General features: G+C 61.1%; 18 protein-coding genes. 6 read left to right on the top strand and 12 right to left on the bottom strand.

Annotation, left to right across the window (positions count from 1 at the left end):
• Position 1: 1 nt before the first annotated feature.
• From B0G76_RS34100 to B0G76_RS34145, 10 genes are all read right to left on the bottom strand, one after another.
• A complete protein-coding gene (locus B0G76_RS34100; RefSeq protein WP_120297208.1) occupies positions 2 to 1,057 on the bottom strand; it encodes a branched-chain amino acid ABC transporter permease in 1,056 nt (351 codons plus the stop codon).
• 204 nt (positions 1,058 to 1,261) lie between these two features.
• Positions 1,262 to 2,422 carry an ABC transporter substrate-binding protein gene (locus B0G76_RS34105; protein ID WP_120297209.1) on the bottom strand — a complete coding sequence of 387 codons (1,161 nt, stop codon included), beginning with the start codon at positions 2,420 to 2,422 and terminating at the stop codon, positions 1,262 to 1,264.
• 434 nt (positions 2,423 to 2,856) lie between these two features.
• A complete protein-coding gene (locus B0G76_RS34110) occupies positions 2,857 to 4,023 on the bottom strand; it encodes an ABC transporter substrate-binding protein (RefSeq protein WP_120297210.1) in 1,167 nt (388 codons plus the stop codon).
• A gap of 520 nt (positions 4,024 to 4,543) precedes the next feature.
• Positions 4,544 to 5,515, bottom strand: a complete 972-nt coding sequence (locus B0G76_RS34115; protein ID WP_120298022.1) for a branched-chain amino acid ABC transporter permease — start codon at positions 5,513 to 5,515, stop codon at positions 4,544 to 4,546.
• Complete coding sequence (locus B0G76_RS34120; RefSeq protein ID WP_120297211.1) at positions 5,515 to 6,399, bottom strand: branched-chain amino acid ABC transporter permease; 885 nt, start codon at positions 6,397 to 6,399, stop codon at positions 5,515 to 5,517. The genes B0G76_RS34115 and B0G76_RS34120 overlap by 1 nt, the downstream gene beginning before the upstream one ends.
• 195 nt (positions 6,400 to 6,594) lie before the next feature.
• Positions 6,595 to 7,809 carry an ABC transporter substrate-binding protein gene (locus tag B0G76_RS34125; protein WP_120297212.1) on the bottom strand — a complete coding sequence of 405 codons (1,215 nt, stop codon included), beginning with the start codon at positions 7,807 to 7,809 and terminating at the stop codon, positions 6,595 to 6,597.
• A gap of 66 nt (positions 7,810 to 7,875) precedes the next feature.
• Complete coding sequence (locus B0G76_RS34130; RefSeq protein ID WP_120297213.1) at positions 7,876 to 8,634, bottom strand: ABC transporter ATP-binding protein; 759 nt, start codon at positions 8,632 to 8,634, stop codon at positions 7,876 to 7,878.
• The gene (locus B0G76_RS34135; protein ID WP_120297214.1) at positions 8,631 to 9,410 is read right to left on the bottom strand and encodes an ABC transporter ATP-binding protein; all 780 of its coding nucleotides are present in this window, start codon (positions 9,408 to 9,410) and stop codon (positions 8,631 to 8,633) included. Before B0G76_RS34135 ends, B0G76_RS34130 begins: the two co-directional genes overlap by 4 nt.
• A gap of 371 nt (positions 9,411 to 9,781) precedes the next feature.
• Positions 9,782 to 11,497, bottom strand: coding sequence for a GMC family oxidoreductase (locus tag B0G76_RS34140; RefSeq protein WP_120297215.1), 1,716 nt, complete (start codon positions 11,495 to 11,497; stop codon positions 9,782 to 9,784).
• Positions 11,498 to 12,369: 872 nt separating this feature from the next.
• Positions 12,370 to 13,908, bottom strand: a complete 1,539-nt coding sequence (locus B0G76_RS34145; RefSeq protein ID WP_120297216.1) for a CoA-acylating methylmalonate-semialdehyde dehydrogenase — start codon at positions 13,906 to 13,908, stop codon at positions 12,370 to 12,372.
• 133 nt (positions 13,909 to 14,041) lie between these two features.
• Between B0G76_RS34145 and B0G76_RS34150 the strand changes: the two genes are divergently transcribed.
• Positions 14,042 to 14,941 carry a LysR family transcriptional regulator gene (locus tag B0G76_RS34150; protein WP_120297217.1) on the top strand — a complete coding sequence of 300 codons (900 nt, stop codon included), beginning with the start codon at positions 14,042 to 14,044 and terminating at the stop codon, positions 14,939 to 14,941.
• A gap of 345 nt (positions 14,942 to 15,286) precedes the next feature.
• Positions 15,287 to 15,823 carry a class IV adenylate cyclase gene (locus tag B0G76_RS34155; RefSeq protein WP_120297218.1) on the top strand — a complete coding sequence of 179 codons (537 nt, stop codon included), beginning with the start codon at positions 15,287 to 15,289 and terminating at the stop codon, positions 15,821 to 15,823.
• A 93-nt stretch (positions 15,824 to 15,916) separates the two neighbouring features.
• On the opposite strand, the gene B0G76_RS34160 is transcribed toward B0G76_RS34155, so the two are convergent.
• The gene (locus B0G76_RS34160) at positions 15,917 to 16,408 is read right to left on the bottom strand and encodes an Lrp/AsnC family transcriptional regulator (protein WP_054042727.1); all 492 of its coding nucleotides are present in this window, start codon (positions 16,406 to 16,408) and stop codon (positions 15,917 to 15,919) included.
• Positions 16,409 to 16,556: 148 nt separating this feature from the next.
• On the opposite strand from B0G76_RS34160, the gene phhA reads away from it, so the two are divergent.
• A complete protein-coding gene (gene phhA, locus B0G76_RS34165) occupies positions 16,557 to 17,447 on the top strand; it encodes a phenylalanine 4-monooxygenase (protein ID WP_220700807.1) in 891 nt (296 codons plus the stop codon).
• A 104-nt stretch (positions 17,448 to 17,551) separates the two neighbouring features.
• On the top strand, positions 17,552 to 17,842 hold the full coding sequence (locus B0G76_RS34170) for a 4a-hydroxytetrahydrobiopterin dehydratase (protein WP_120298023.1): 291 nt from the start codon (positions 17,552 to 17,554) through the stop codon (positions 17,840 to 17,842).
• A gap of 95 nt (positions 17,843 to 17,937) precedes the next feature.
• Here B0G76_RS34170 and B0G76_RS34175 read toward each other — a convergent pair whose 3' ends face one another.
• Complete coding sequence (locus B0G76_RS34175) at positions 17,938 to 18,162, bottom strand: DUF3717 domain-containing protein (protein WP_063498128.1); 225 nt, start codon at positions 18,160 to 18,162, stop codon at positions 17,938 to 17,940.
• Positions 18,163 to 18,335: 173 nt separating this feature from the next.
• Between B0G76_RS34175 and B0G76_RS34180 the strand changes: the two genes are divergently transcribed.
• Positions 18,336 to 19,022 (top strand): response regulator transcription factor, encoded by a 687-nt coding sequence (locus tag B0G76_RS34180; protein ID WP_028197606.1) that lies wholly within the window; start codon positions 18,336 to 18,338, stop codon positions 19,020 to 19,022.
• A gap of 145 nt (positions 19,023 to 19,167) precedes the next feature.
• Positions 19,168 to 20,676 (top strand): sensor histidine kinase, encoded by a 1,509-nt coding sequence (locus B0G76_RS34185; RefSeq protein ID WP_120297220.1) that lies wholly within the window; start codon positions 19,168 to 19,170, stop codon positions 20,674 to 20,676.
• The last annotated feature ends 1 nt before the right edge of the window (position 20,677 follow it).

Raw genomic sequence — 20,677 nt, forward strand, 5'->3', positions numbered from 1 at the left:
GTCACTCCTCTTCCTCTTCCGAGTGCGGGCTGGCCAGACTCCGCCACAGCAGCACCGGGATGATCAGTGTGAACACGATCACTTCCTTGTAAGCGCTCGCCCAGAACGACGAATACGACTCCAGCAGACCGACAAGGATCGAGCCTGCCGCAGCCAGCGGATAGCTGACCAGACCGCCGATAATCGCCCCTACAAAGCCCTTCAAGCCGATCAGGAAGCCCGAGTCGTAGTAGATCGTGGTCAAGGGAGCGACAAGGATGCCGCACAGCGCACCGAGGCCCGCAGCAAGCGTGAACGCGAGGCGCCCCGCTTGCGTCGTGCCGATGCCGACGAGGCGCGCGCCGAGCCGGTTCACCGAGGTCGCGCGCAAAGCCTTGCCCGAGATCGAGCGATCGAAATACAGATAGAGCGCGCCGATCAACACCGCCGCCGTGCCGACCACCCACAGGCTTTGCCCGGAAATCGACAGCGTGCCGAGATTAAAGGTCGCATCGGAAAACGCCGTGGTGCGCGAGCCTTCCGCACCGAACATCACGAGCCCAAGGCCGACCATCGCGAAGTGCACCGCCACCGCCACGATCAACAGCAGCAGCGTGGTCGCTTCCGCGATCGGCTCATAGGCAAGCCGGTAGACGAACGGTCCCATCGGAATCACGATCAGCAGCGTCAACGCGATCTGCGCGATCATCGGCAGTGGGTGCAGGAAGACACCCTGCGTGAGCGCGTAAACCGCGATCGGAAACAGCAGGTATTTGCCGACCAGCATCACCAGCGTGCGAGCCGCATGCCGGCGTCTTTCGGGATGCCGCGCGAGACCCGCTATCTCGACGACAAAGCATGCCGCGCCCATCGCCATCAGCAACCAGCACGTTGCCGGAAATTTTTGCGTCTGCAGTGCGGCGAGCGTCAGCGCGCCGTACGAAACAAACTCTCCCTGCGGGATAAAGATCACCCGCGTCACGGAGAACACCAGCACCAGCGCGAGCGCGAGCAGCGCGTAAATTGCGCCGGTGGTGATCCCGTCCTGCGCGAGGATCGCCGCAATTGATAGATCCATACTTCCTCGTCCTGAAGCGTCGAATTCGAAACCGGGAAACAGTCATGGCGGCAAAACCCGCAGCCGGCCGCCAACCTGCAATGCCTGAAAAGGCGACCGCCGCGCCGGAATAGGCGCGGCGGTCGTCGCCATTGTCATCGAACAGAATGGCAATGCGGCGTCATGCGCCGCACGTTGCGCGAGAGGCGCGTACCGCTTTTGGTGTTAGTCGTTCTGCAGCTTCCACTTGCCGTCGACGATCTGCACGATCACGCGCGCGCGCTTGTCGAGGCCGTTGTGATCGGTCGTGCTGGTGTTCATGATGCCGTGCGAGACCGGGAGCTCCTTGATGTTTTCCAGTGCGCCACGCAGTGCCACACGGAACGCCTCAGTGCCCGGCTGAGCGGTCTTCAGTGCGACCGGAATCGCAGCTTGCAGCATCTGGCCGGCGTCCCATGCGTGGCCGCCAAAGGTCGCCACCGAGCCCACGCCATATGCCTTCTCATACGCGGCCTTGTAGGCTTCCGACGACTTCTTCACCGGATTCGAGTCCGGCAACTGGTCGGCCACCAGGATCGGGCCGGCCGGCAGCAATTCGCCTTCGCAATCCTTGCCGCACACGCGCAGGAAGTCGTTGTTGGCGACGCCGTGCGTCTGATAGACCTTGCCCTTGTAGCCACGCTCCTTGAGCGTCTTGGCCGGCAGCGCCGACGGCGTACCCGCGCCCGCGATCAGCACCGCATCCGGGTTCGCGCCCATCGTCTTCAGCACCTGGCCGGTCACCGATGCGTCGGTGCGGTTAAAGCGTTCGTTGGAGACGATCTTCAGATGATGTGCCGCGGCCGCAGCGGTGAAGACGTTGTTCCAGCCGTCGCCGTACGCATCCGCAAAGCCGATAAAGCCAACCGTCTTCACGCCGTGACGTTCCATGTAGTCGGCGACTGCGTCAGCCATCAGGCTATCGTTTTGCGGCGGTTTGAAGGCCCATGCGCGCTTCGCGTCCATCGGCGAGATGATCGCCGCCGATGCCGCCAGCGAGATCATCGGCGTCTTGCCTTCCGCTGCGGCATCGAGCATCGCCAGCGAATTCGGCGTGACGGTCGAACCGACGATGGCGTCGACGTGGTCCTCGTCGATCAGCTTGCGCGTGTTCTGCACGGCCTTGCCGGTGTCCGATGCATCGTCGAGGATGATGTATTGCACCGTCTTGCCGCCGATCTCTTTCGGCAGCAGCGCAATCGTGTTCTTTTCAGGAATCCCGAGCGATGCGGCCGGTCCCGTGGTGGACAGCGTGACACCGATTTTCACCTGCGCGAAGGCAGCGCCCGCGCCGCACATCAACGCCATCGCGATACCGGTGCGTACCCATTGCTTTGTCTTTTTCATGCAAGTCTCCAAACGCTTTGAAGCGCGTATCTGTAATCCGGCTCACGAGCCGGGTGTCTGAATCTAGTTATAGGGTTCAGGCATGCCAAGCATGGTTTTCCCTGCTCTGCATCAATGCCTTCGCCGTTCTGGTGCCACTCCCCTGCTGCGAACCATGACTGCGATTTCTTATGCACGAAACACTAACATGTTAGTAGTATTGCGTTCTGCATCATCCACGGTCAATAGACTGTCGCCCGAATGCGGGTTTGTCCTGAAACCGGCGGCTTGAGCCGCCTTTTGAGCGCTCATCCCTTACTTGTCCTTCACTCGTCCTTCACTTGACCAACGTCCAACGCACTTCATGCACCGCCGTTCATCAAACGCGGGCACTAAAAAAGACGCGTCAACTGCACGCGTCTTTTTGATGGGGTTCCGTATCGCTTCGCCTTCGCTCAGTCGCCGGACAGCTTCCACTTGCCGCCGACGATCTCCACCATCACGCGCGCCCGCTGGTCGAGGCCAGCGTGGTCGTTCGCGCTCATGTTGAAGATGCCGTGGGAAGCGGGCATGTCTTTGGTGTTTTCAAGTGCCGCACGCAATGCTTCACGGAACGCAGGCGTGCCCGGTTGACCTTTCTTCAGCGCAAGCGGAATCGCGCGTTGCAGCAGCAAGCCTGCATCCCACGCGTGACCGCCGAATGTCGATACCGACCCGGCGCCGTACGCGGTCTCATACGCATGCTTGTATGCGAGCGCGGTCTTCTTCACCGGGTTCGAATCGGGCAGTTGGTCAGCAACCAGCAGCGGACCAGCCGGCAGATAGGTGCCTTCGCAATCCTTGCCACACACGCGCAGGAAGTCATTGTTGGCGACGCCATGCGTCTGATAATACTTGCCCTTGTAACCGCGTTCCTTGAGGGTTTTTTGCGGCAACGCGGCGGGGGTGCCTGCGCCAGCGATCAATACCGCATCAGGATTCTGCGACATGATCTTCAGCACCTGACCGGTCACCGAAGCGTCGTTGCGTGCGAAACGTTCGTTTGCAACGATCTTGATCTTCGCGAGATCGGCCGCCTTGCCGAATTCCTTGAACCAGCTCTCGCCGTACGCATCGGCAAAGCCGACGAATCCGACCGTCTTCACACCGTGATTCGCCATGTGCTGCGCGATCGCGGTAGCCATCAGAATGTCGTTTTGCGGTGTCTTGAAGACCCACGCGCGCTTCGCATCCATTGGTTCGACAATGCTCGCCGCCGCAGCCATGGAGATCATCGGCGTGGTGCTTTCGGCGGCGACGTCGATCATGGCCAGCGAGTTCGGCACGACGGTCGAGCCGATCAACGCATCCACATGATCTTCGCTTGTGAGCTTGCGCGCGTTCTTGACGGCTTGGGTCGAGTCTGTAGCGTCGTCGAGCACGATGTAGTCGACTTTCTGGCCCGCCACTTCTTTAGGCAGCAGCGCGATCGTGTTCTTTTCCGGAATGCCGAGCGATGCAGCCGGCCCCGTTGCCGAGACCGTCACGCCGATTTTCACGTCCGCGAATGCATGGCCGCTCCATGCCGCGGATACTCCGGTGGCGACCAATGCCGCGCTCATCCAACGCAATGCCGACTTCATCCCGCTCCTCGATCTACCCCGTTATTCATTCGAATTTAAATCCACGGATTTAAATCCCCGACCCAGCGGTCGGTGAATGGCGAGTTTAGCGGACGAAAGCCCCGCGCTGCAAGCATTTTGCAGGGTAGCGGCAGGTGAAATTGGGCGTGGCTCGGTGAATAAAAAAGGGTCACCGAATTAGCGGCAGATTTGAATGGTGCTTTATGAAAAGTACAAATAAAAAAAAGCGCTGTTGGATATCAATCCAACAGCGCTTTCGTCTGGGCACTGAGTGCCTCATTGTCTCCTCGTTCTCCACCTGCAAATTTCGCGATGCATCAGAACTGCATGAAGATTAAACGAGCACCTAACTGTTTACAACTAGCAATTACCCTAGTGGTGCACTGCGGCACAAATTTGGGGCACGTTCTGCGCCGCTTTGCACTCTGGGCCTCATCGCCGCGCAACGCACGATCCGGCTTGATTTTAAGGACCGTCGAATTATATCGGATGCCGAAGCAATCTAAAATTTTGCGTCAATTCAGGCGCGCAACGGCCGCACTCGCGCGACGATCTCACCGACAATGCCGCGCCGGAACGCCAGCACGCAGGCAATGAAAATCACACCCGTCACGATGGTCACGGATTCGCCCAGCGACCGGAACCATTCAACCCCGGTTGTCGTTGCTAGCGCCGTGCCGATATCGCCGAGCCGGTCTTCGAGCGCAACGATCAGCGCCGCGCCGAGCAGCGGCCCGAACAGCGTGCCCATGCCGCCAACCAGCGTCATCAGAATCACCAGGCCCGACATGGTCCAGTACGCGTCGCTCAGTGTTTCGAAGCCCTGCACCAGCACCTTCAGCGAACCCGCCAAACCGGCGAGCCCTGCGGAGAGAATGAAGGCCAGCAGCTTGAAGCGATCAGTGTCATAACCGAGCGACACGGCACGCGGCTCGTTCTCCTTGATCGCTATCAGCACCTGCCCGAACGGCGAGTGCACGATTCGCACAATCAGCAGGAACGCCAGCACCATCACGGCCAGCACGACAAAGTACAGCGTCACATCCGACGACAGATCCAGCAGGCCGAACAGCTTGCCGCGCGGCACGCCTTGCAGGCCATCCTCGCCGTGCGTGAACGGCGCTTGCAGGAACACGAAGTAGACCATCTGCGCGAGCGCCAGCGTCACCATCGCAAAGTAGATACCCTGCCGACGGATCGCAAACAGGCCGACCACGAGCCCAAGCAGCGTCGCGGCGGCGGTGCCGGCCAGTACGCCCAACTCCGGAGAGAAGCCGAGCGTCTGCATCGCGTAGCCGGTGACATAACCGGCCGAGGCGAGAAACATGGCATGGCCGAACGAGAGCAAACCCGTGTACCCGATCAGCAGATTGAAAGCCGCCGCGAACAACGCGAAGCACAGGACCTTCATGACGAATAGCGGATAGATGCCGAGGACGGGCACCGCAAGAAGCGCGACCAGTAGCACGGCGTAGAGCACTTTTCTCTGCATCATTTTTCCTTGCCGAAGAGACCCGCCGGGCGCACCAGCAACACGAGCGCCATGATCACGAAGACCACGGTCGCCGAGGCTTCCGGGTAAAACACGCGCGTCAGCCCTTCGACCACGCCAAGCATCAGCCCAGTCAGAATCGAGCCCATGATCGAACCCATGCCGCCGATCACGACCACCGCGAACACGGTGATGATCATGGGCTGGCCCATCAATGGCGAGACCTGAATCACCGGCGCGGCCAGCACGCCGGCGAACGCCGCCAGCGCGACGCCGAAGCCATACGTGAGCGTGATCATCAACGGTACGTTGATGCCGAACGCCTCGACCAGTTTGGGATTTTCGGTGCCCGCGCGCAGATAGGCGCCAAGGCGCGTCTTCTCGATCACGAACCACGTCGCGAAGCAGACCACGAGCGATGCCACCACCACCCAAGCGCGATAATTCGGCAAGAACATGAAGCCGAGATCGGTCGCACCGGAGAGCGCCGACGGCACGTCGTACGGCTGGCCGGACGAACCGTAGATCGAGCGGAACACGCCTTCGACAACCAGCGTGAGCCCAAAGGTGAGCAGCAGCCCATACAGGTGATCGAGTCTGTAGAGCCAGCGCAGCATCGAGCGTTCGATCACGATGCCGAACACGCCGACGATCAGCGGGGCGAGCACCAGCATCACCCAGTATGGCAAGCCGAAATACGACAGACCCATCCACGCGAGCATCGCGCCAAGCATGAACAACGCGCCGTGCGCGAAATTGATTACGTTGAGCAAGCCGAAGATCACGGCCAGGCCCAAGCTCAGAATCGCGTAGAACGAGCCGTTCACGAGCCCCAGCAGCAACTGGCTCAGCATCGCCGGTAGCGGAACGCCAAAGATTTCCATTGAAGCCTTAATCCCTTAAGCCAGCGCCAAGATGAGATCGGTTACGCACAATCCAGCCGGCGTGCGATCGGCGAGACATCCGCCGATCGCACGCGGCATATGAAGCGGTTTGCCGTCCGTCTGTGTACCAAAACGGCACCGCGCATCGCCTGACACGCAAGGCAGACAGACGGTCATCTGGTTATCAGCCTGCGCTTATTTCCACAGCGCACAGCGCGTTTCGGCCTTGGTTGTGAACGCCTGCTCGCCCGGAATCGTCGCGGTGATCTTGTAGTAGTCCCACGGCTCTTTGGATTCGGCCGGCGTCTTCACCTGCATCAGGTACATGTCGTGGATCATGCTGCCGTCCTGACGGATGTAACCCTTCGCGTAGAAGTCGTCGATCTTGGCCTTCTTCAGTTGCGCCATCACCTTGTCGGAATCGGTCGAACCGACCGCCTGCACGGCCTTCAGGTAAGTCATGGTTGCCGAGTAGTCGGCGGCCTGCAGGCTCGACGGCATCTTCTTCATCCTGTCGAAGTAGCGCCGCGACCAGGCGCGCGTGGTGGCGTCCTTGTTCCAGTACCAGCTATCGGTCAGCACCAGGCCTTGTGTGGTTTCCAGACCCAGGCTGTGGACGTCGTCGATAAACATCAGCAGCGCGGCCAGCTTCATTGTCTTGGTGATGCCAAATTCCTTGGCGGCCTTGATCGAGTTGATCGTGTCACCGCCCGCGTTGGCGAGGCCCAGAATCTGCGCCTTCGACGCTTGCGCCTGCAACAGGAACGACGAGAAATCCGATGCCGACAGCGGATGACGCACGGCGCCCAGCACCTGGCCGCCATTAGCCTTCACCACGTCCGACGTGTTCTTTTCGAGCGCCTTGCCGAACGCGTAATCCGCGGTCAGGAAGTACCACGTCTTGCCGCCCTGCTTCGTCACCGCCGAGCCGGTGCCCTTGGCGAGCGCTGTCGTGTCGTACGCGTAGTGGATCGTGTACGGCGTGCACTGCTCATTGGTCAGGGTGTCGGCGCCCGCGCCGATGCTGATGTAGACCTTGTGCTTTTCACCGGCCACGGTGTTCATCGAGAGGCCGGTTGCCGAGTTCGTGCCGCCGATCAGCAGATCGACGCCGTCGCGGTCGAACCACTCACGCGCGCGCGATGCCGCAATATCCGCCTTGTTCTGGTGATCGGCGTAGACCACCGTGACCGGCTTGCCGTTGACCTTGCCGCCGAAGTCCGCCACCGCCATACGGATCGCCTCGAGGCCGCCCTGGCCGTCGATATCCGCGTACAGACCTGACATGTCGGTGATGAAGCCAATCTTCACCGCATCGTCAGCCGCTTGCGCGCTGCTCATCGTCAACGCGGCGCCGGCGGCAACCGCGAAACACAAAGTGGCAAGCCGCGCGAGTGGGTTCTTTTTCATTCCTGTCTCCTGGTTTCTTCGCTTGTGGTTATCAGAGGCAATCGGACGCTTCTCGTTACTTCCTGTCTATACGCCCAGTAAGTCATGCAGCACCGGCATCTTGCTTTCGAGCTCGTTGGCCCCGAAGTGCTCGACGATCGCACCGTGCTCCATCACGTAGAAGCGATCGGCAAGTGGCGCGGCAAAGCGGAAATTCTGTTCGACCATCACGACCGTGTAGCCGCGCTCCTTGAGCGTCATGATCATACGGGCGAGCGCTTGCACGATGACCGGCGCAAGGCCTTCCGAGATTTCGTCGAGCAGCAGCAAACTCGCGCCGGTACGCAGAATGCGCGCAACGGCCAGCATTTGCTGCTCGCCACCCGAGAGCCGAGTGCCCTGGCTCATGCGGCGTTCCTGCAGATTCGGAAACATCGAATAGATTTCTTCGAGCGACATCATGTGCGCCTTGTCGCCGACGGGCGGCGGCAACAGCAGGTTTTCCTCGCACGAGAGGCTCGAAAAAATCCCCCGCTCTTCCGGGCAATAACCGATGCCGCAATGGGCGATGCGATGCGTGGGCAGGTTGATGGTTTCGCGTCCGCCTATGCGGATCGAACCGGTGCGCCGGCCGGTCAGCCCCATGATCGCGCGCAAGGTGGTGGTGCGCCCCGCGCCGTTACGGCCCAGCAGCGTGACGACTTCGCTGCGGTTCACCGTCAAATCGACGCCATGCAGGATATGGGACTCCCCGTACCATGCCTGCAAACCCGCGATCTCCAGTGCGGGGGCACCGCCAACCGTGCCGCTCACCTCGAGGTTTTCGCGCTCGGCAATCGTATTCATGCGTGGGCTCCGGCGAGCGCTGCATCTGCGCTGCCCATATAGGCTTGCATGACGAGCGGATTCTTCGACACTTCGGCGTAGCTGCCTTCGGCGAGCACTTCGCCCCGTTGCAGCACGGTAATGGTGTCGGAAATGCCGGCGATCACGTTCATGTTGTGCTCGACCATCAGGATCGTGCGGCCGCTCGACACCTTCTTGATCAAGGCGGTGACACGATCGACGTCTTCATGGCCCATGCCTTGCGTCGGTTCGTCGAGCAGCATCAACTCGGGCTCCATCGCGAGCGTGGTGGCGATTTCCAGCGCGCGTTTGCGGCCGTATGAAAGCTCGACCGTCAAAACATCGGCGAAATCGGTCAAGCCGACCTGCGTGAGCAGGTCCATCGCCCGATCGTCGAGTTGGCGCAGCGTGCGCTCGCTCTTCCAGAAATGAAATGCCGTGCCGAGCACGCGCTGCAAACCGATGCGCACATTCTGCAATGCTGTCAGATGTGGAAATACGGCAGAGATCTGAAACGAGCGGATGATGCCGCGCCGCGCGATTTGCGCCGGGCGTTCATTGGTGATGTCGATCCCGTTGAAGACGATCTGGCCCGCGGTCGGCTCGAGGAATTTGGTGAGCAGATTGAAGCAGGTGGTCTTGCCCGCCCCGTTAGGGCCGATCAGCGCATGGATCGAGCCACGGCACACGCGCAGGTTCACACCGTTCACGGCGATGAAGCCTTTGAACTCGCGGGTGAGGCCGCGCGTTTCGAGAATCGTATCGCCGAGAATCATGTTCCCTTCTATACGGAGTAAGGCGAAGCACTACGATCTTCCGCGCGAACGGCTGCGCGACGTTTGATGACGGCGGCACCCCCGTGCCCGCTCGTTGGCGTGCTGCACCAATCCGGACGGTAATCCGTGGGGCGGCACGCAGCATGGCTGCCATTGTCGCGCCAATGATGCAGCGCATTCATTGGGATTTGCACTTAGTGGATGACAACTGCGTGAAGGAGGCCCGAGGCGGGCTCGCGGCGCGCGCGAGTGCTCCTTGAGCCTTGTGCGGGGCGTGCCTGGAGGCCGCTCGAACTGGGCCTCAATCCTTCTCGGGCCATGCCAGCTGGGAACGCCGAGGTATGCGCCGCGCCCCCGGCTCCCTCCGACTGTCACACAGCGGACATAGACGACGCGGTGCTCGACTGAGCTTGAACGCTGCCGGCCGCGTGTGCGCGACGGTCTTCCCGGATCATGTCGCTCGCGCGCTCGGCGATCATCAGCGTCGGCGAATTGGTGTTGCCCGATGTGATGGACGGCATGATTGATGCGTCGACCACACGCAGACCGTCAACCCCGATAACTCGTAGTCGATTGTCGACTACGGCGCCGGGGTCGTCGGTGGTGCCCATACGGCAGGTGCCGACCGGATGAAAGATGGTGGTGCCGACCGCGCCAGCGGCCTGCTGAAGTTCTTCTTCGGTCTGGTACTGGATCCCGGGCAGAATCTCTTGCGGCCGATAGGGCGCGAGCGCGGGCGCCGCGGCAATCCGGCGCGTGAGTCGCAACGCGTTGGCCGCAACGTGCCGGTCGTAATCCGTGGACAGGTAGTTGGGCGCGATCAGCGGCGGCGCCGATGCATCGGCTGATCCAATATGAATACTGCCACGCGAGGTCGGCCGTAACTGGCACACCGACGCGGTGAACGCATTGAAGCGATGCAGCGGTTCGCCAAAGCGGTCGAGCGAAAGCGGCTGCACGTGATACTCGAGGTCGGGGCGCGTGAGCGAGGGATCGTCCGGATCGGATTTGGCGAACGCACCGAGTTGCGATGGCGACATGGACATGGGGCCGCTTTGAAAGAGCGCGTACTGCATGCCGATCATCAGCTTGCCCCACCAATGGGCGGAGGCGGTATTGAGCGTGCGCACGCCCTCGACTTTATAGGCCATTCGCAATTGCAGATGGTCCTGCAGATTTTCGCCGACGCCGCGCAGATCCTTCACGACCTCGATGCCGAGGTTTTGCAGACGCGCGCCCTGACCGATACCGGACAGTTCGAGCAATTGCGGCGAGTTGACCGAGCCGGAACTGAGGATGACTTCGCAACGGGCTTTGGCGAGATAGTCGGTGTTGTCGCCGCGATATTCGACGCCGGTGCAGCGTCGTCCTTCGAATACCACACGCTGTGTGTGCGCACCGGTGATGACGGTGAGATTTGGGCGCCTGAGCGCTGGACGCAGAAACGCTTTCGACGCATTCCAGCGGATACCGCGTTTCTGATTGACGTCGAAGTAGCCGACGCCGGTATTGTCACCGCGATTGAAGTCGTCGGTGGCGGGTATGCCGGTTTGTTGCGCGGCGTGTGAAAACTCTTCGAGTATTTTCCATTTCAGGCGTTGCTTTTCGACTCGCCACGGGCCGCCCGCGCCATGTGATTCCGATGCGCCGGCGTGGTGGTCTTCGCTGCGTTTGAAGATGGGGAGGACGGCGTTCCAGGACCAGGAGGTGTCGTTGGTGACGCGGGCCCATTCGTCGTAGTCTTCGCGTTGGCCGCGCATGTAGATCATGCCGTTGATGGATGAGCTGCCGCCTAATACTCGGCCTCGTGGGTATGAGAGGGAGCGGCCGTTCAGGCCGGGTTCTGATTGGGTTTTGTAGAGCCAGTCCGTGCGGGGATTGCCAATGCAGTAGAGGTAGCCTACCGGCACGTGGATCCAGTGGTAGTCGTCTTTGCCGCCGGCTTCTAACAGGAGGACCTGGATTTCTGGATCTTCCGATAGGCGGTTGGCTAGGACGCATCCTGCCGTGCCGGCGCCGACTATGATGTAGTCGAATTCGCCTTCCAGGCGGGGGGTTGCTTGTTGTGGTTTTTTGGTGTTGCTCATTGTTTCGTCTCCTAAGCTTTTTTTGCCTGCTCGGCGCTTGGGGGGGGTTTTGCCTGCTCGGCGGTTGCTTGTCTGGTTGCCTGGCGTGTTGGCCTTTCCTTGTTTTCTTATCGGTCTATTAGCGTTCCCCCTGTGCGGGGGGGCACCTACTTTTCTTTGCCTGCCGCAAAGAAAAGTAGGCAAAAGAAAGCGGCCCACACCGCTAGCTTATAAGCGGGTCCCCTGGCTTGGAGGAGGTAGTGGTGCATCTGGAATTTGTGCCCTCGCACATTCAGCCTTCGTGACAAGGCAGTCATACTTCCGGCGGCGCTGCGCGCGCCGAAGGGCACTTCATAACAACATTGGTTCACTTACGCCCACTCCAATCACATACGCTGGCTGTCGCCCGCTTCGCTCGGCACCCTCTCCTACTCACTTTTGCTGGCCGCCGATCACTGCACTCGGCAGCCCGTGCCACGCTTCCTCACTCTCGGCCACCTCAGTCAGCACAACTTGCTACCAAGCGATCACGCACCACGGCGAGTCGAAGCCGATGGCCCCCCACCGCACCTAAACAAAGCCCCCGGTTTCCCAGGCAGACCCATCCGCGACGCACGCAGTGCGGAGTGGGAGCTGATGAGCCCTTAGTCACTCGCGCGGAATGCGCGAGGGCACGGATTCCAGATGCACCACTACCCCCTCCAAGCCAGGGGACCCGCTTATAAGCTAGCGGTGTGGGCCGCTTTCTTTTGCCTACTTTTCTTTGCGGCAGGCAAAGAAAAGCAGGTGCCCCCCCGCACAGGGGAACGCTAATCGACCAATAACCAAACAAGGAAAGGCCACCGCCATAAAACCACAGACAAACAACCGCCTCACAGGCAAAAACCAACAAACTACTTAGCCACCGGCATGGTGAACTCAGCCCCCTTCCCAATACTATCCGGCCACCTCTGCATGATGCTCTTATACCGCGTATAAAACCGAACCCCTTCCTCACCATAAGCATGGTGATCACCAAAAAGCGACCTCTTCCACCCACCAAAAGAATGCCACGCCATCGGCACAGGAATCGGCACATTAATCCCCACCATCCCAATCTCGATCCGCCGCGAGAAAGCCCGAGCCACCCCGCCATCGGAGGTAAACAACGACACCCCATTAGCAAACTCGTTAGCGTTAATCAGCTCGACAGCAGAAGCAAAATCCGGCACCCGCACAACACACAGCACGGGACCAAAAATCTCTTCACGGTAAATCTTCATATCGGTCGAGACATCATCGAACAACGTGCCGCCGAGAAAGAACCCCTTCTCATGCCCGGCCACCTGATGACCGCGACCATCGACAACCAGCTTCGCACCCGCCGCAACACCGGCATCGATATAACCCGTCACCTTCTCGCGATGCGCCGCCGTCACCAACGGCCCCATCTCGGCTTCCGATTCCATACCATTCAAAATCTTCAGACTCTTCACGCGCGGTGTCAGCCGTTCGATCAATTCATCGGCAATATGCCCCACCGCGACCGCCACCGAAATCGCCATGCACCGCTCGCCCGCGGAACCATACGCCGCGCCGATCAACGCATCGACAGCCTGATCGAGATCCGCGTCCGGCATCACCACGAGGTGATTCTTCGCACCGCCCAACGCCTGCACGCGCTTGCCGTGCTTCGTGCCTTCCGTATAGATGTATTCGGCAATCGGCGTCGAACCAACAAACGACAACGCACTCACCTCGGGATGCACGAGCAATGCATCCACCGCCACCTTGTCGCCATGCACGACATTGAACACGCCATCCGGCAAGCCCGCCTCTTTCAGCAGTTCAGCCAGTCGGTTCGAGACGGACGGATCACGCTCCGACGGCTTCAGCACGAACGTGTTGCCGCATGCAATCGCCACCGGAAACATCCAGCACGGCACCATCATCGGAAAATTGAACGGCGTAATACCCGCGACCACGCCCAACGGCTGACGCAGATTCCAGTTGTCAATACCGCCGCCGATCTGGTCGGTAAAGTCCGTTTTCAGCAGATTCGGAATGCCGCACGCAAACTCGACAATCTCGATGCCGCGCATCACCTCACCCTTCGCATCCGAAAACACCTTGCCGTGCTCACGCGTGATCAATTCCGCCAGCTCGTCATGGTGACGGTCGAGCAATTCCTTGAACTTGAATAACACTCGCGCCCGCTTGATCGGCGCGGTTTCGCTCCAGGCGGGAAACGCAGCGTTGGCGGCAGCGACCGCTGCGTCGACTTCAGCGACGCTCGCCAGCGGCACGCGTGCGCTCACACTGCCAAGCGCCGGGTTGAAGACGTCGCTAAAGCGGCCGCTCGTGCCTTCGATCGTCTTGCCGTTGATGAAATGGGTCAGCGCGCGTGCGCTCGTCTCGCTCCGGACGGTCTCGTCCTGATAGGTCTCGCTCATCTTCCTGTCCTCTTCCTAAGAATGTCTTCCGCCCACCGAAACCGGCGTGATGAACGCAAGGGTACGGCGCTTTGGGGCGACAAATCCAATGAGTAATGCTCAACTGCGCTATAAGCCGAGCTAATATCAGAATATGGATCTCACTCTGCTACGGGCGTTCGTCACCGTCGCGCGCGAAGGCAATCTCACGCGCGCCGCGGTGCAGCTTCACCTGACCCAACCTGCCGTCAGCCTGCAAATCAAGCATTTGCAGGAGACGCTCGGCGTGACGCTGTTCACGCGGACCTCGCACGGGCTTTCGCTGACACGCGACGGTCAGGCCCTGCTGCCCCATGCCGAACGTGCGCTGGGCGCCGCAAGCGACGTGCAACGCGCGGCGGCGTCGCTGCGCCACGAAGTGCGCGGCCGACTAAGGATCGGCACGATTCTCGATCCGGCTTTTCTGCGTCTCGGCGGCTTTCTCAAGCAACTGGTGGAAACCTGGCCGCGCATCGAAACGGCCTTGCGTCACGGCATGTCGGGCTGGGTGCTGGAGCAGGTTCGCGCGGGCGAACTGGATGTGGGCTATTACATCGGCCTGCCATCCGATGACGATGCCCGCGACAGCGCCACCTTTCACGCCGTCACGCTCACTCACTTCCAGTACCGCGTGCTCGCGCCGGCGGGCTGGAAAGATCGCGTGAAGGGCGCGCGGGACTGGCGTTCGCTCGCCGAACTGCCGTGGATCTGGACGCCGCCCGCGTCCGCGCACAATCGATTGTTGTCGCGCTGCTTTAACGAGGCCGGCGTAAAACCGGTTAAGGTGGCGGAGGTGGATCAGGAGCCGTCGATGCTCGATCTGGTCAAGTCAGGCGTCGGGCTGACGCTCGCGCGCGACGCCACCGCGATCGCCGAAGCGCATGCGCACGCGTTAACCATTGTCGAAGGCGTCACCGTACCGACCCAGCTCAGCTTTATCACGCTGGCGGAGCGCAAGGACGAACCGGCGATTGCCGCCGCGCTGAAGCTGATCGAGCAGCAATGGGCGACATGAAAGCAGCATGAAGACATGCCCGAGGGCACAACGAGCGCGATATGAGCCACACTCATGACAACCGCTCACTGTGCGCCCGCCAGTCGTGCCCGCTGGCGGTTCTGTGCAGACCAGCCGCACCGGTCGCCCCTTGGCGGTCGTGGGCGCTAGTCATACTGACAGGCCATCGTTGTCGGCCCCGTCATCTGAAACGACGTCGTCACGCGCTTTTTGATAGATTGAGGGTTCGCGCTCACGCGCCGGCCCCGCTTCGTTTTTGTTCCGTCTGACTTTGTCCTTCCTGGCAGCTTCGCCCCGGCAACACCGGAAGCTGCCGACCACGCCATCCTTCGACAGGAGCCTGACATGGCACGCAACATTGAAATCAAAGCCCGCGCCCAGCATTTCGAGCAACTGCGCGAGCGAGCCGCAAAGCTTGCACCCGAGGCGCCGCTGATCTTCCGCCAGCAGGACTTTTTCTACGACGTGCCGCGCGGCCGCCTGAAGCTGCGCCAGTTCGACGACGGCACACCGGCCGAACTGATCTTCTATCAGCGCGACGACCGCGACGGCCCGAAGGCGTCCTATTACACGCGCAGCCCGGTGACCAACCCTGAAGCCATGCACGCGCTGCTCGCCACGGCGCTGACCACGCGTGGCATCGTCACGAAGGAACGTCACGTTTATCTGACGGGCCGCACGCGAATCCATCTGGACCGCGTCGATGGTCTCGGCGACTTCGTCGAGCTGGAAGTCGTGCTGGCTCAGGACGACGACGAAGAAGGCGGCCACGCCGAAGCGCACGCGATGTTCCAGACCCTCGGCGTGCCGGAGTCGGATCTGGTGGCGGTGGCCTACGTCGATTTGCTGAGCCCGGACAACGAACCGAAGCAGGCTGCGTAAAACTGAAGCGTCACCGGTCGCGGCGAAGTCAACCCTCTCACCGCGCCCCTCTTCAAGTCCCGAAAGCGCGCCAACGGCCGGGAAGCCGCAGCATCAGGCAGCGGCCGCTCCCGGCGACAGATGGCCAAGCGGCAACGGCCCATTGCGCTTGAACGTGGTCAACACGATGTTGGAGCGCACGCTGTCTACGCCCGGCACACGCATCAACTTTTTCATCACGAACGTCGACAGATAGTTCAGATCGGGCGCGACAATGCGCAGCAGATAATCGGCGTCGCCGACCACTGCGTGACATTCCAGGACTTCCGGCAGCACCTCGATCTGCTGCTGGAATTGCTCGATGATCGAATCGCCGTGATGCTTCAACTTCAGACTCGTAAAAGCAGTCACGCCCAGGCCGAGTTTTTCCGGGCGCAGCACGACGCGATAGCCGTCCACCACACCCACCTGCTCCAGGCGCTGCAAGCGCCGCCCGATCTGCGACGGTGACAGCGGCACCTGCTCAGCCAATTGCTGATGCGTGGCCCGGCCGAACCGCTGAAGAACGTCCAGCAGCGCGAGATCGAAGTGATCGAGTTCTAGCATGATCGATATCCGCATTAAACCTGTATGCAATGCACGATTATTGCATATTGACACGTCACGACGCCATCATTGCGCCCTTTCCGCACGTTCACCGCTCTACACTTGCATCACCGTTTCAACCCGCAGCCACCGTAGAGCGCGCAGCACCATGTCCACAGCCAACACCGCCAAACTCAAAGAGCAATTCGACGCCGGCCTCGAAACCCGCGCCGATTTCACCATCGACCAGCCAATCGCACGATATGGCGCAGTCGACCACGCCGTCTGGCAACAGCTTTACGCACGCCAGACCGCGTTGCTCAAGGGTCGGGTGTGCGATGAGTTTCTGGCGGGCGTCGACTGCATCGGCATGCCGTCCGACCGCGTGCCCTCCTTCGACGAAATCAACGCAAAGCTAACGCCCGCGACGGGCTGGCAAATCGTCGCCGTGCCCGGACTCGTGCCCGATCAGGTGTTCTTCGAGCATCTGGCGAACCGCCGTTTTCCCGTGACATGGTGGATGCGCCGTCCTGATCAACTCGATTATCTGCAGGAGCCGGACTGTTTTCACGATCTGTTCGGCCACGTGCCGCTGCTGATCAATCCGGTGTTCGCGGACTACATGCACGCGTACGGCCGTGCCGCGCTCGCCGCGAATGATGCGGGCGCGCTGCCGCTGCTTGCGCGGCTCTACTGGTACACCGTCGAATTCGGCCTGATCCGCGACGCGGCGAGTCCGAACGGCGTGAAGATCTGCGGCGCGGGCATCGTGTCGAGCAAGGGCGAGACGCTCTACAGCCAGCACAGCGCGGCGCCGAACCGGCTCGGCTTCGACCTCGAACGCGTGATGCGCACGCGCTATCGCATCGACACGTTCCAGAAAACCTACTTCGTGATCGACGACTTCGCGCAATTGTTTGGCGTGGCGCAAACCGACTTCGCGCCGCTGCTGGCAAAGCTGGCCGCCGAGCCCGCGTTCGCGGCAGGCGACGTGCTCGCGAGTGACCGCGTCATCACGCGCGGCTCGCAGGAAGGCTGGCAAGCCGACGGCGATATCTGACAACACAGCCTGAGCAGTCCGACTGCAGGCTGATGGCATCCGTGAAAAAATAGCAGATGGCGAACGCCCACCGGCGCGCCGGTTCAGATCAAGGAGGTAGCATCATGATTAACAAACTGACTTCCGAAGAACGCGCCACGCAGGTTGCGGAACTGCGCGGCTGGCAAGCCGTGGCGGGCCGCGACGCGATCCAGCGCCACTTCAAATTCGCCGACTTCAACGAAGCATTCGGCTTTATGACGCGCGTGGCGATCAAGGCGCAGGAGATGGATCACCACCCGGAATGGTTCAACGTGTACAACAAGGTGGAGATCACCCTGTCGACGCACGAAGCCAATGGCTTGACCGAGCGGGACATCAAATTGGCCCGATTTATCGACAGTATTACTTCGTAATACACGGGATCAGCTGCCTCGATTCACGCCGTATCGAACGTTTTTGGCGGCAATGAAAGGGCATTGCAGGCAATCCGGCGCCCAACCCTTCAGTTCTACAGGCTATTATTAAGGCGCACGTAAGAATCCCACGCAAGCCTGGCGATCCCGTCCAAACGATCCGGTGATAGCGTCTGCTGACGCTGTACAATCATCAGCGCATACGGCTTGGAGAGCGCGCTTGCCTCCTTGCACAGAACGAGTTCGTCGCCGCTCGAAGGTGAGCGGGCGCGCCAGAAGTTGATTGCGGCTTCCAGTTCGTGAATCGTTATTTCGGACATGACGTCGTGATCGCTCGGTGGCTGCTTTCGGGCTACTTCATGGCTGCTCGATAGCTGTTTCGTGGCCGCCAGGTGCCGGTTCGGCACGGCCGCGCGGCAGGCTGCCTGTGCAGCAGGCGCCCCGGCGAACCGCTTGCCCAAACGCCTAAACCCATTGTACTTGAGCGAAATCCATGCGACTCCTTCTGATCGAAGATGACCGCCCCATCGCACGCGGCATCCAAAGTAGTCTCGAACAAGCCGGCTTCACCGTCGACATGGTCCATGACGGTATTTTTGCCGAACAGGCCCTCACCCAAAACCGCCATGAGCTGGTGATCCTCGATCTGGGCTTGCCCGGTATCGACGGCATGACGCTGCTCGCGCGCTTCCGTCAGAGCAATCGCCACACGCCGGTGATCATCCTCACCGCGCGCGACGAGTTGAACGACCGCGTGCAGGGCCTGAATTCCGGCGCGGACGACTACATGCTGAAGCCGTTCGAACCCACTGAACTCGAAGCGCGTATCCGCGCCGTGATGCGCCGCAGCGGCCCGCACGGCGATATGCCGCGTCCGGAAGTGTCGCTGGGCGGTGTGCGTCTGTCGGGCGTCGATCGCCGCATTTTTAACGACGACAAGCCGCTCGAACTGTCGCCGCGCGAATTCGCGGTACTCGAAATGCTGCTGCTGCGCCATGGCCGTGTGGTCAGCAAGGCTCAGCTGCAAGACCATCTGACGCACTTCGGCGGCGATCTCGGCGATACCGCGATCGAAGTCTATGTGCATCGGGTGCGTAAAAAGCTCGAAAACTGCCGTGTCGAAATCGTCACGGTGCGTGGCTTCGGTTACCTGTTGCAGGAAATCCGTCAGGCCGCATAATCGTTGCAAGGGTCGCAATATGTGTATTGCGGCCTGACAGCGCCGGGCCGGCGCCGCGCACTCGGTGCGCCATTCGCCGGCAGCCGGCGAGTTTTCACGGCGCCACGGTGCTTGTCGCCGTTGCCTCTTTCCCGCGCGTTCGATCATGCCCCAGCCGGCCGCCAATAGTCTGCGCCGCACGCTGCTGCGGCGCCTCGCTGCTCCCCTATCGCTGCTCGCGCTCATGAGCGGCCTGATCGCTTACTGGCTGGCGTGGCAGTACACGCAGCATGTGGTCGACCGGTCGCTCGCCGATCTCGCCACCGCGATCTCCAAACAGATCCAGATAGCCGGCCCTGATGCCAAGGTGACGGTGCCGCCGCTCGCGCAGGCCATGTTCTCCGATCCGGTCGAACAACTCGTCTATCGGATCAGCAACGGCGAAACCGAAATCGCCGGCGACCACAATCTGCCGCTGCAGGGCACCAGCGTGCGCCGTATGCACTATGCGTACGTGTTCGAAACCCAGCACGAAGGCGTGACCGTGCGGGTGGCACAGGTGCGTGTCGATCAGCCGAAAGGCAATCCAATCGTCGTGGAAGTGGGTCAGCCGGTACATCACCGTTTTCGTATCGCCGCCGAATTTCTGGTCGCGATCATGATGCCGCTGCTGTTGCTGCTGCTGGCGGGTTGGGTAATCGTGTGGCGTGTAGTCAATCAACAGCTCAATCCGCTCACCGATCTCGCGGACTCGCTGAACCGGCAGACCCACACGTCGCTCGAACCGGTGGATGAGACCTACGTGCCGGTCGAAATCCGGCCGCTCACCGGCGCGCTGAACGCGCTGCTCGATCGTCTGAAAACGGCCCTCGACGGCCAGCGCAAATTTATCGCCGACGCCGCGCATCAGCTGCGCACGCCGCTCACCGCCGTCAAGTTGCATGCGGAACAGGCTGCAGTCGCGCGTGACCCGCAGCAGACGCTCGCCGCGGTCCGTGAACTGCGCGCGGCGGCCGACCGCGCCGTGCGGCTGTCGAATCAGTTGCTCTCACTTGCGCGCGCCGAGCCGGGTGAACAGGCGGCACGGTTCGTCAACGTGGATATGGCCGCACTCGCGTTCGATACGGGCGCGGAATGGGTGCCGCGCGCATTGACCTTCCACGTCGACCTCGGCTTTCAGCGGCTCGACGATCCGGCTAACGATCACCCGCTGATGGTGCGCGGCAATCCGGTGCTGTTGCACGAAGTGATCGCCAATCTGCTGGATAACGCGCTCAAGTACGTGCCACCTTCGCGTTTCGACGGCGGCCGCATCACCGTGACGGTATCGCAAACCGTGATCGACGATCTGCGCATGGCCGAAATCGTCGTCGAAGACAATGGGCCGGGCGTGCCGCTCATACAGCAAACCGATCTGTTCAAACGATTCTTCCGCGGCGACGGCCAGAGCGATGCCGGTGTGGATAGCGGCGCCGGTCTCGGTCTCGCGATCGTTCACGACATCATGGTGCTGCATCACGGCAGCGTGCATTACGAAGATGCGCCGGAAGGCGGTGCGCGCTTCATCGTGCGCATTCCGCTGATGCCCATTCCAACCAGCGTTCAGCAGGACGCCGATTCCGGCACACGGCGTCCGGCAAAAAAATCGGCGCACTCGGCGCCGATCGATATGTGAT

It is taken from the genome of Paraburkholderia sp. BL23I1N1 (assembly GCF_003610295.1).
In the GTDB taxonomy this organism is placed as follows: domain Bacteria; phylum Pseudomonadota; class Gammaproteobacteria; order Burkholderiales; family Burkholderiaceae; genus Paraburkholderia.

Bases quoted from the DNA above. Each gene is read 5' to 3' on its own strand.
- B0G76_RS34175 (WP_063498128.1), bottom strand. From the start codon at position 18,162: ATGTCCGAAATAACGATTCACGAACTGGAAGCCGCAATCAACTTCTGG.
- B0G76_RS34105 (WP_120297209.1), bottom strand. From the start codon at position 2,422: ATGAAAAAGACAAAGCAATGGGTACGCACCGGTATCGCGATGGCGTTG.
- B0G76_RS34115 (WP_120298022.1), bottom strand. From the start codon at position 5,515: ATGCAGAGAAAAGTGCTCTACGCCGTGCTACTGGTCGCGCTTCTTGCG.
- B0G76_RS34135 (WP_120297214.1), bottom strand. From the start codon at position 9,410: ATGATTCTCGGCGATACGATTCTCGAAACGCGCGGCCTCACCCGCGAG.
- B0G76_RS34160 (WP_054042727.1), bottom strand. From the start codon at position 16,408: ATGCTAGAACTCGATCACTTCGATCTCGCGCTGCTGGACGTTCTTCAG.
- B0G76_RS34120 (WP_120297211.1), bottom strand. From the start codon at position 6,399: ATGGAAATCTTTGGCGTTCCGCTACCGGCGATGCTGAGCCAGTTGCTG.
- B0G76_RS34140 (WP_120297215.1), bottom strand. From the start codon at position 11,497: ATGAGCAACACCAAAAAACCACAACAAGCAACCCCCCGCCTGGAAGGC.
- B0G76_RS34150 (WP_120297217.1), top strand. From the start codon at position 14,042: ATGGATCTCACTCTGCTACGGGCGTTCGTCACCGTCGCGCGCGAAGGC.
- B0G76_RS34170 (WP_120298023.1), top strand. From the start codon at position 17,552: ATGATTAACAAACTGACTTCCGAAGAACGCGCCACGCAGGTTGCGGAA.
- B0G76_RS34100 (WP_120297208.1), bottom strand. From the start codon at position 1,057: ATGGATCTATCAATTGCGGCGATCCTCGCGCAGGACGGGATCACCACC.
- B0G76_RS34185 (WP_120297220.1), top strand. From the start codon at position 19,168: ATGCCCCAGCCGGCCGCCAATAGTCTGCGCCGCACGCTGCTGCGGCGC.
- B0G76_RS34125 (WP_120297212.1), bottom strand. From the start codon at position 7,809: ATGAAAAAGAACCCACTCGCGCGGCTTGCCACTTTGTGTTTCGCGGTT.
- B0G76_RS34155 (WP_120297218.1), top strand. From the start codon at position 15,287: ATGGCACGCAACATTGAAATCAAAGCCCGCGCCCAGCATTTCGAGCAA.
- B0G76_RS34180 (WP_028197606.1), top strand. From the start codon at position 18,336: ATGCGACTCCTTCTGATCGAAGATGACCGCCCCATCGCACGCGGCATC.
- B0G76_RS34110 (WP_120297210.1), bottom strand. From the start codon at position 4,023: ATGAAGTCGGCATTGCGTTGGATGAGCGCGGCATTGGTCGCCACCGGA.
- B0G76_RS34145 (WP_120297216.1), bottom strand. From the start codon at position 13,908: ATGAGCGAGACCTATCAGGACGAGACCGTCCGGAGCGAGACGAGCGCA.
- phhA (WP_220700807.1), top strand. From the start codon at position 16,557: ATGTCCACAGCCAACACCGCCAAACTCAAAGAGCAATTCGACGCCGGC.
- B0G76_RS34130 (WP_120297213.1), bottom strand. From the start codon at position 8,634: ATGAATACGATTGCCGAGCGCGAAAACCTCGAGGTGAGCGGCACGGTT.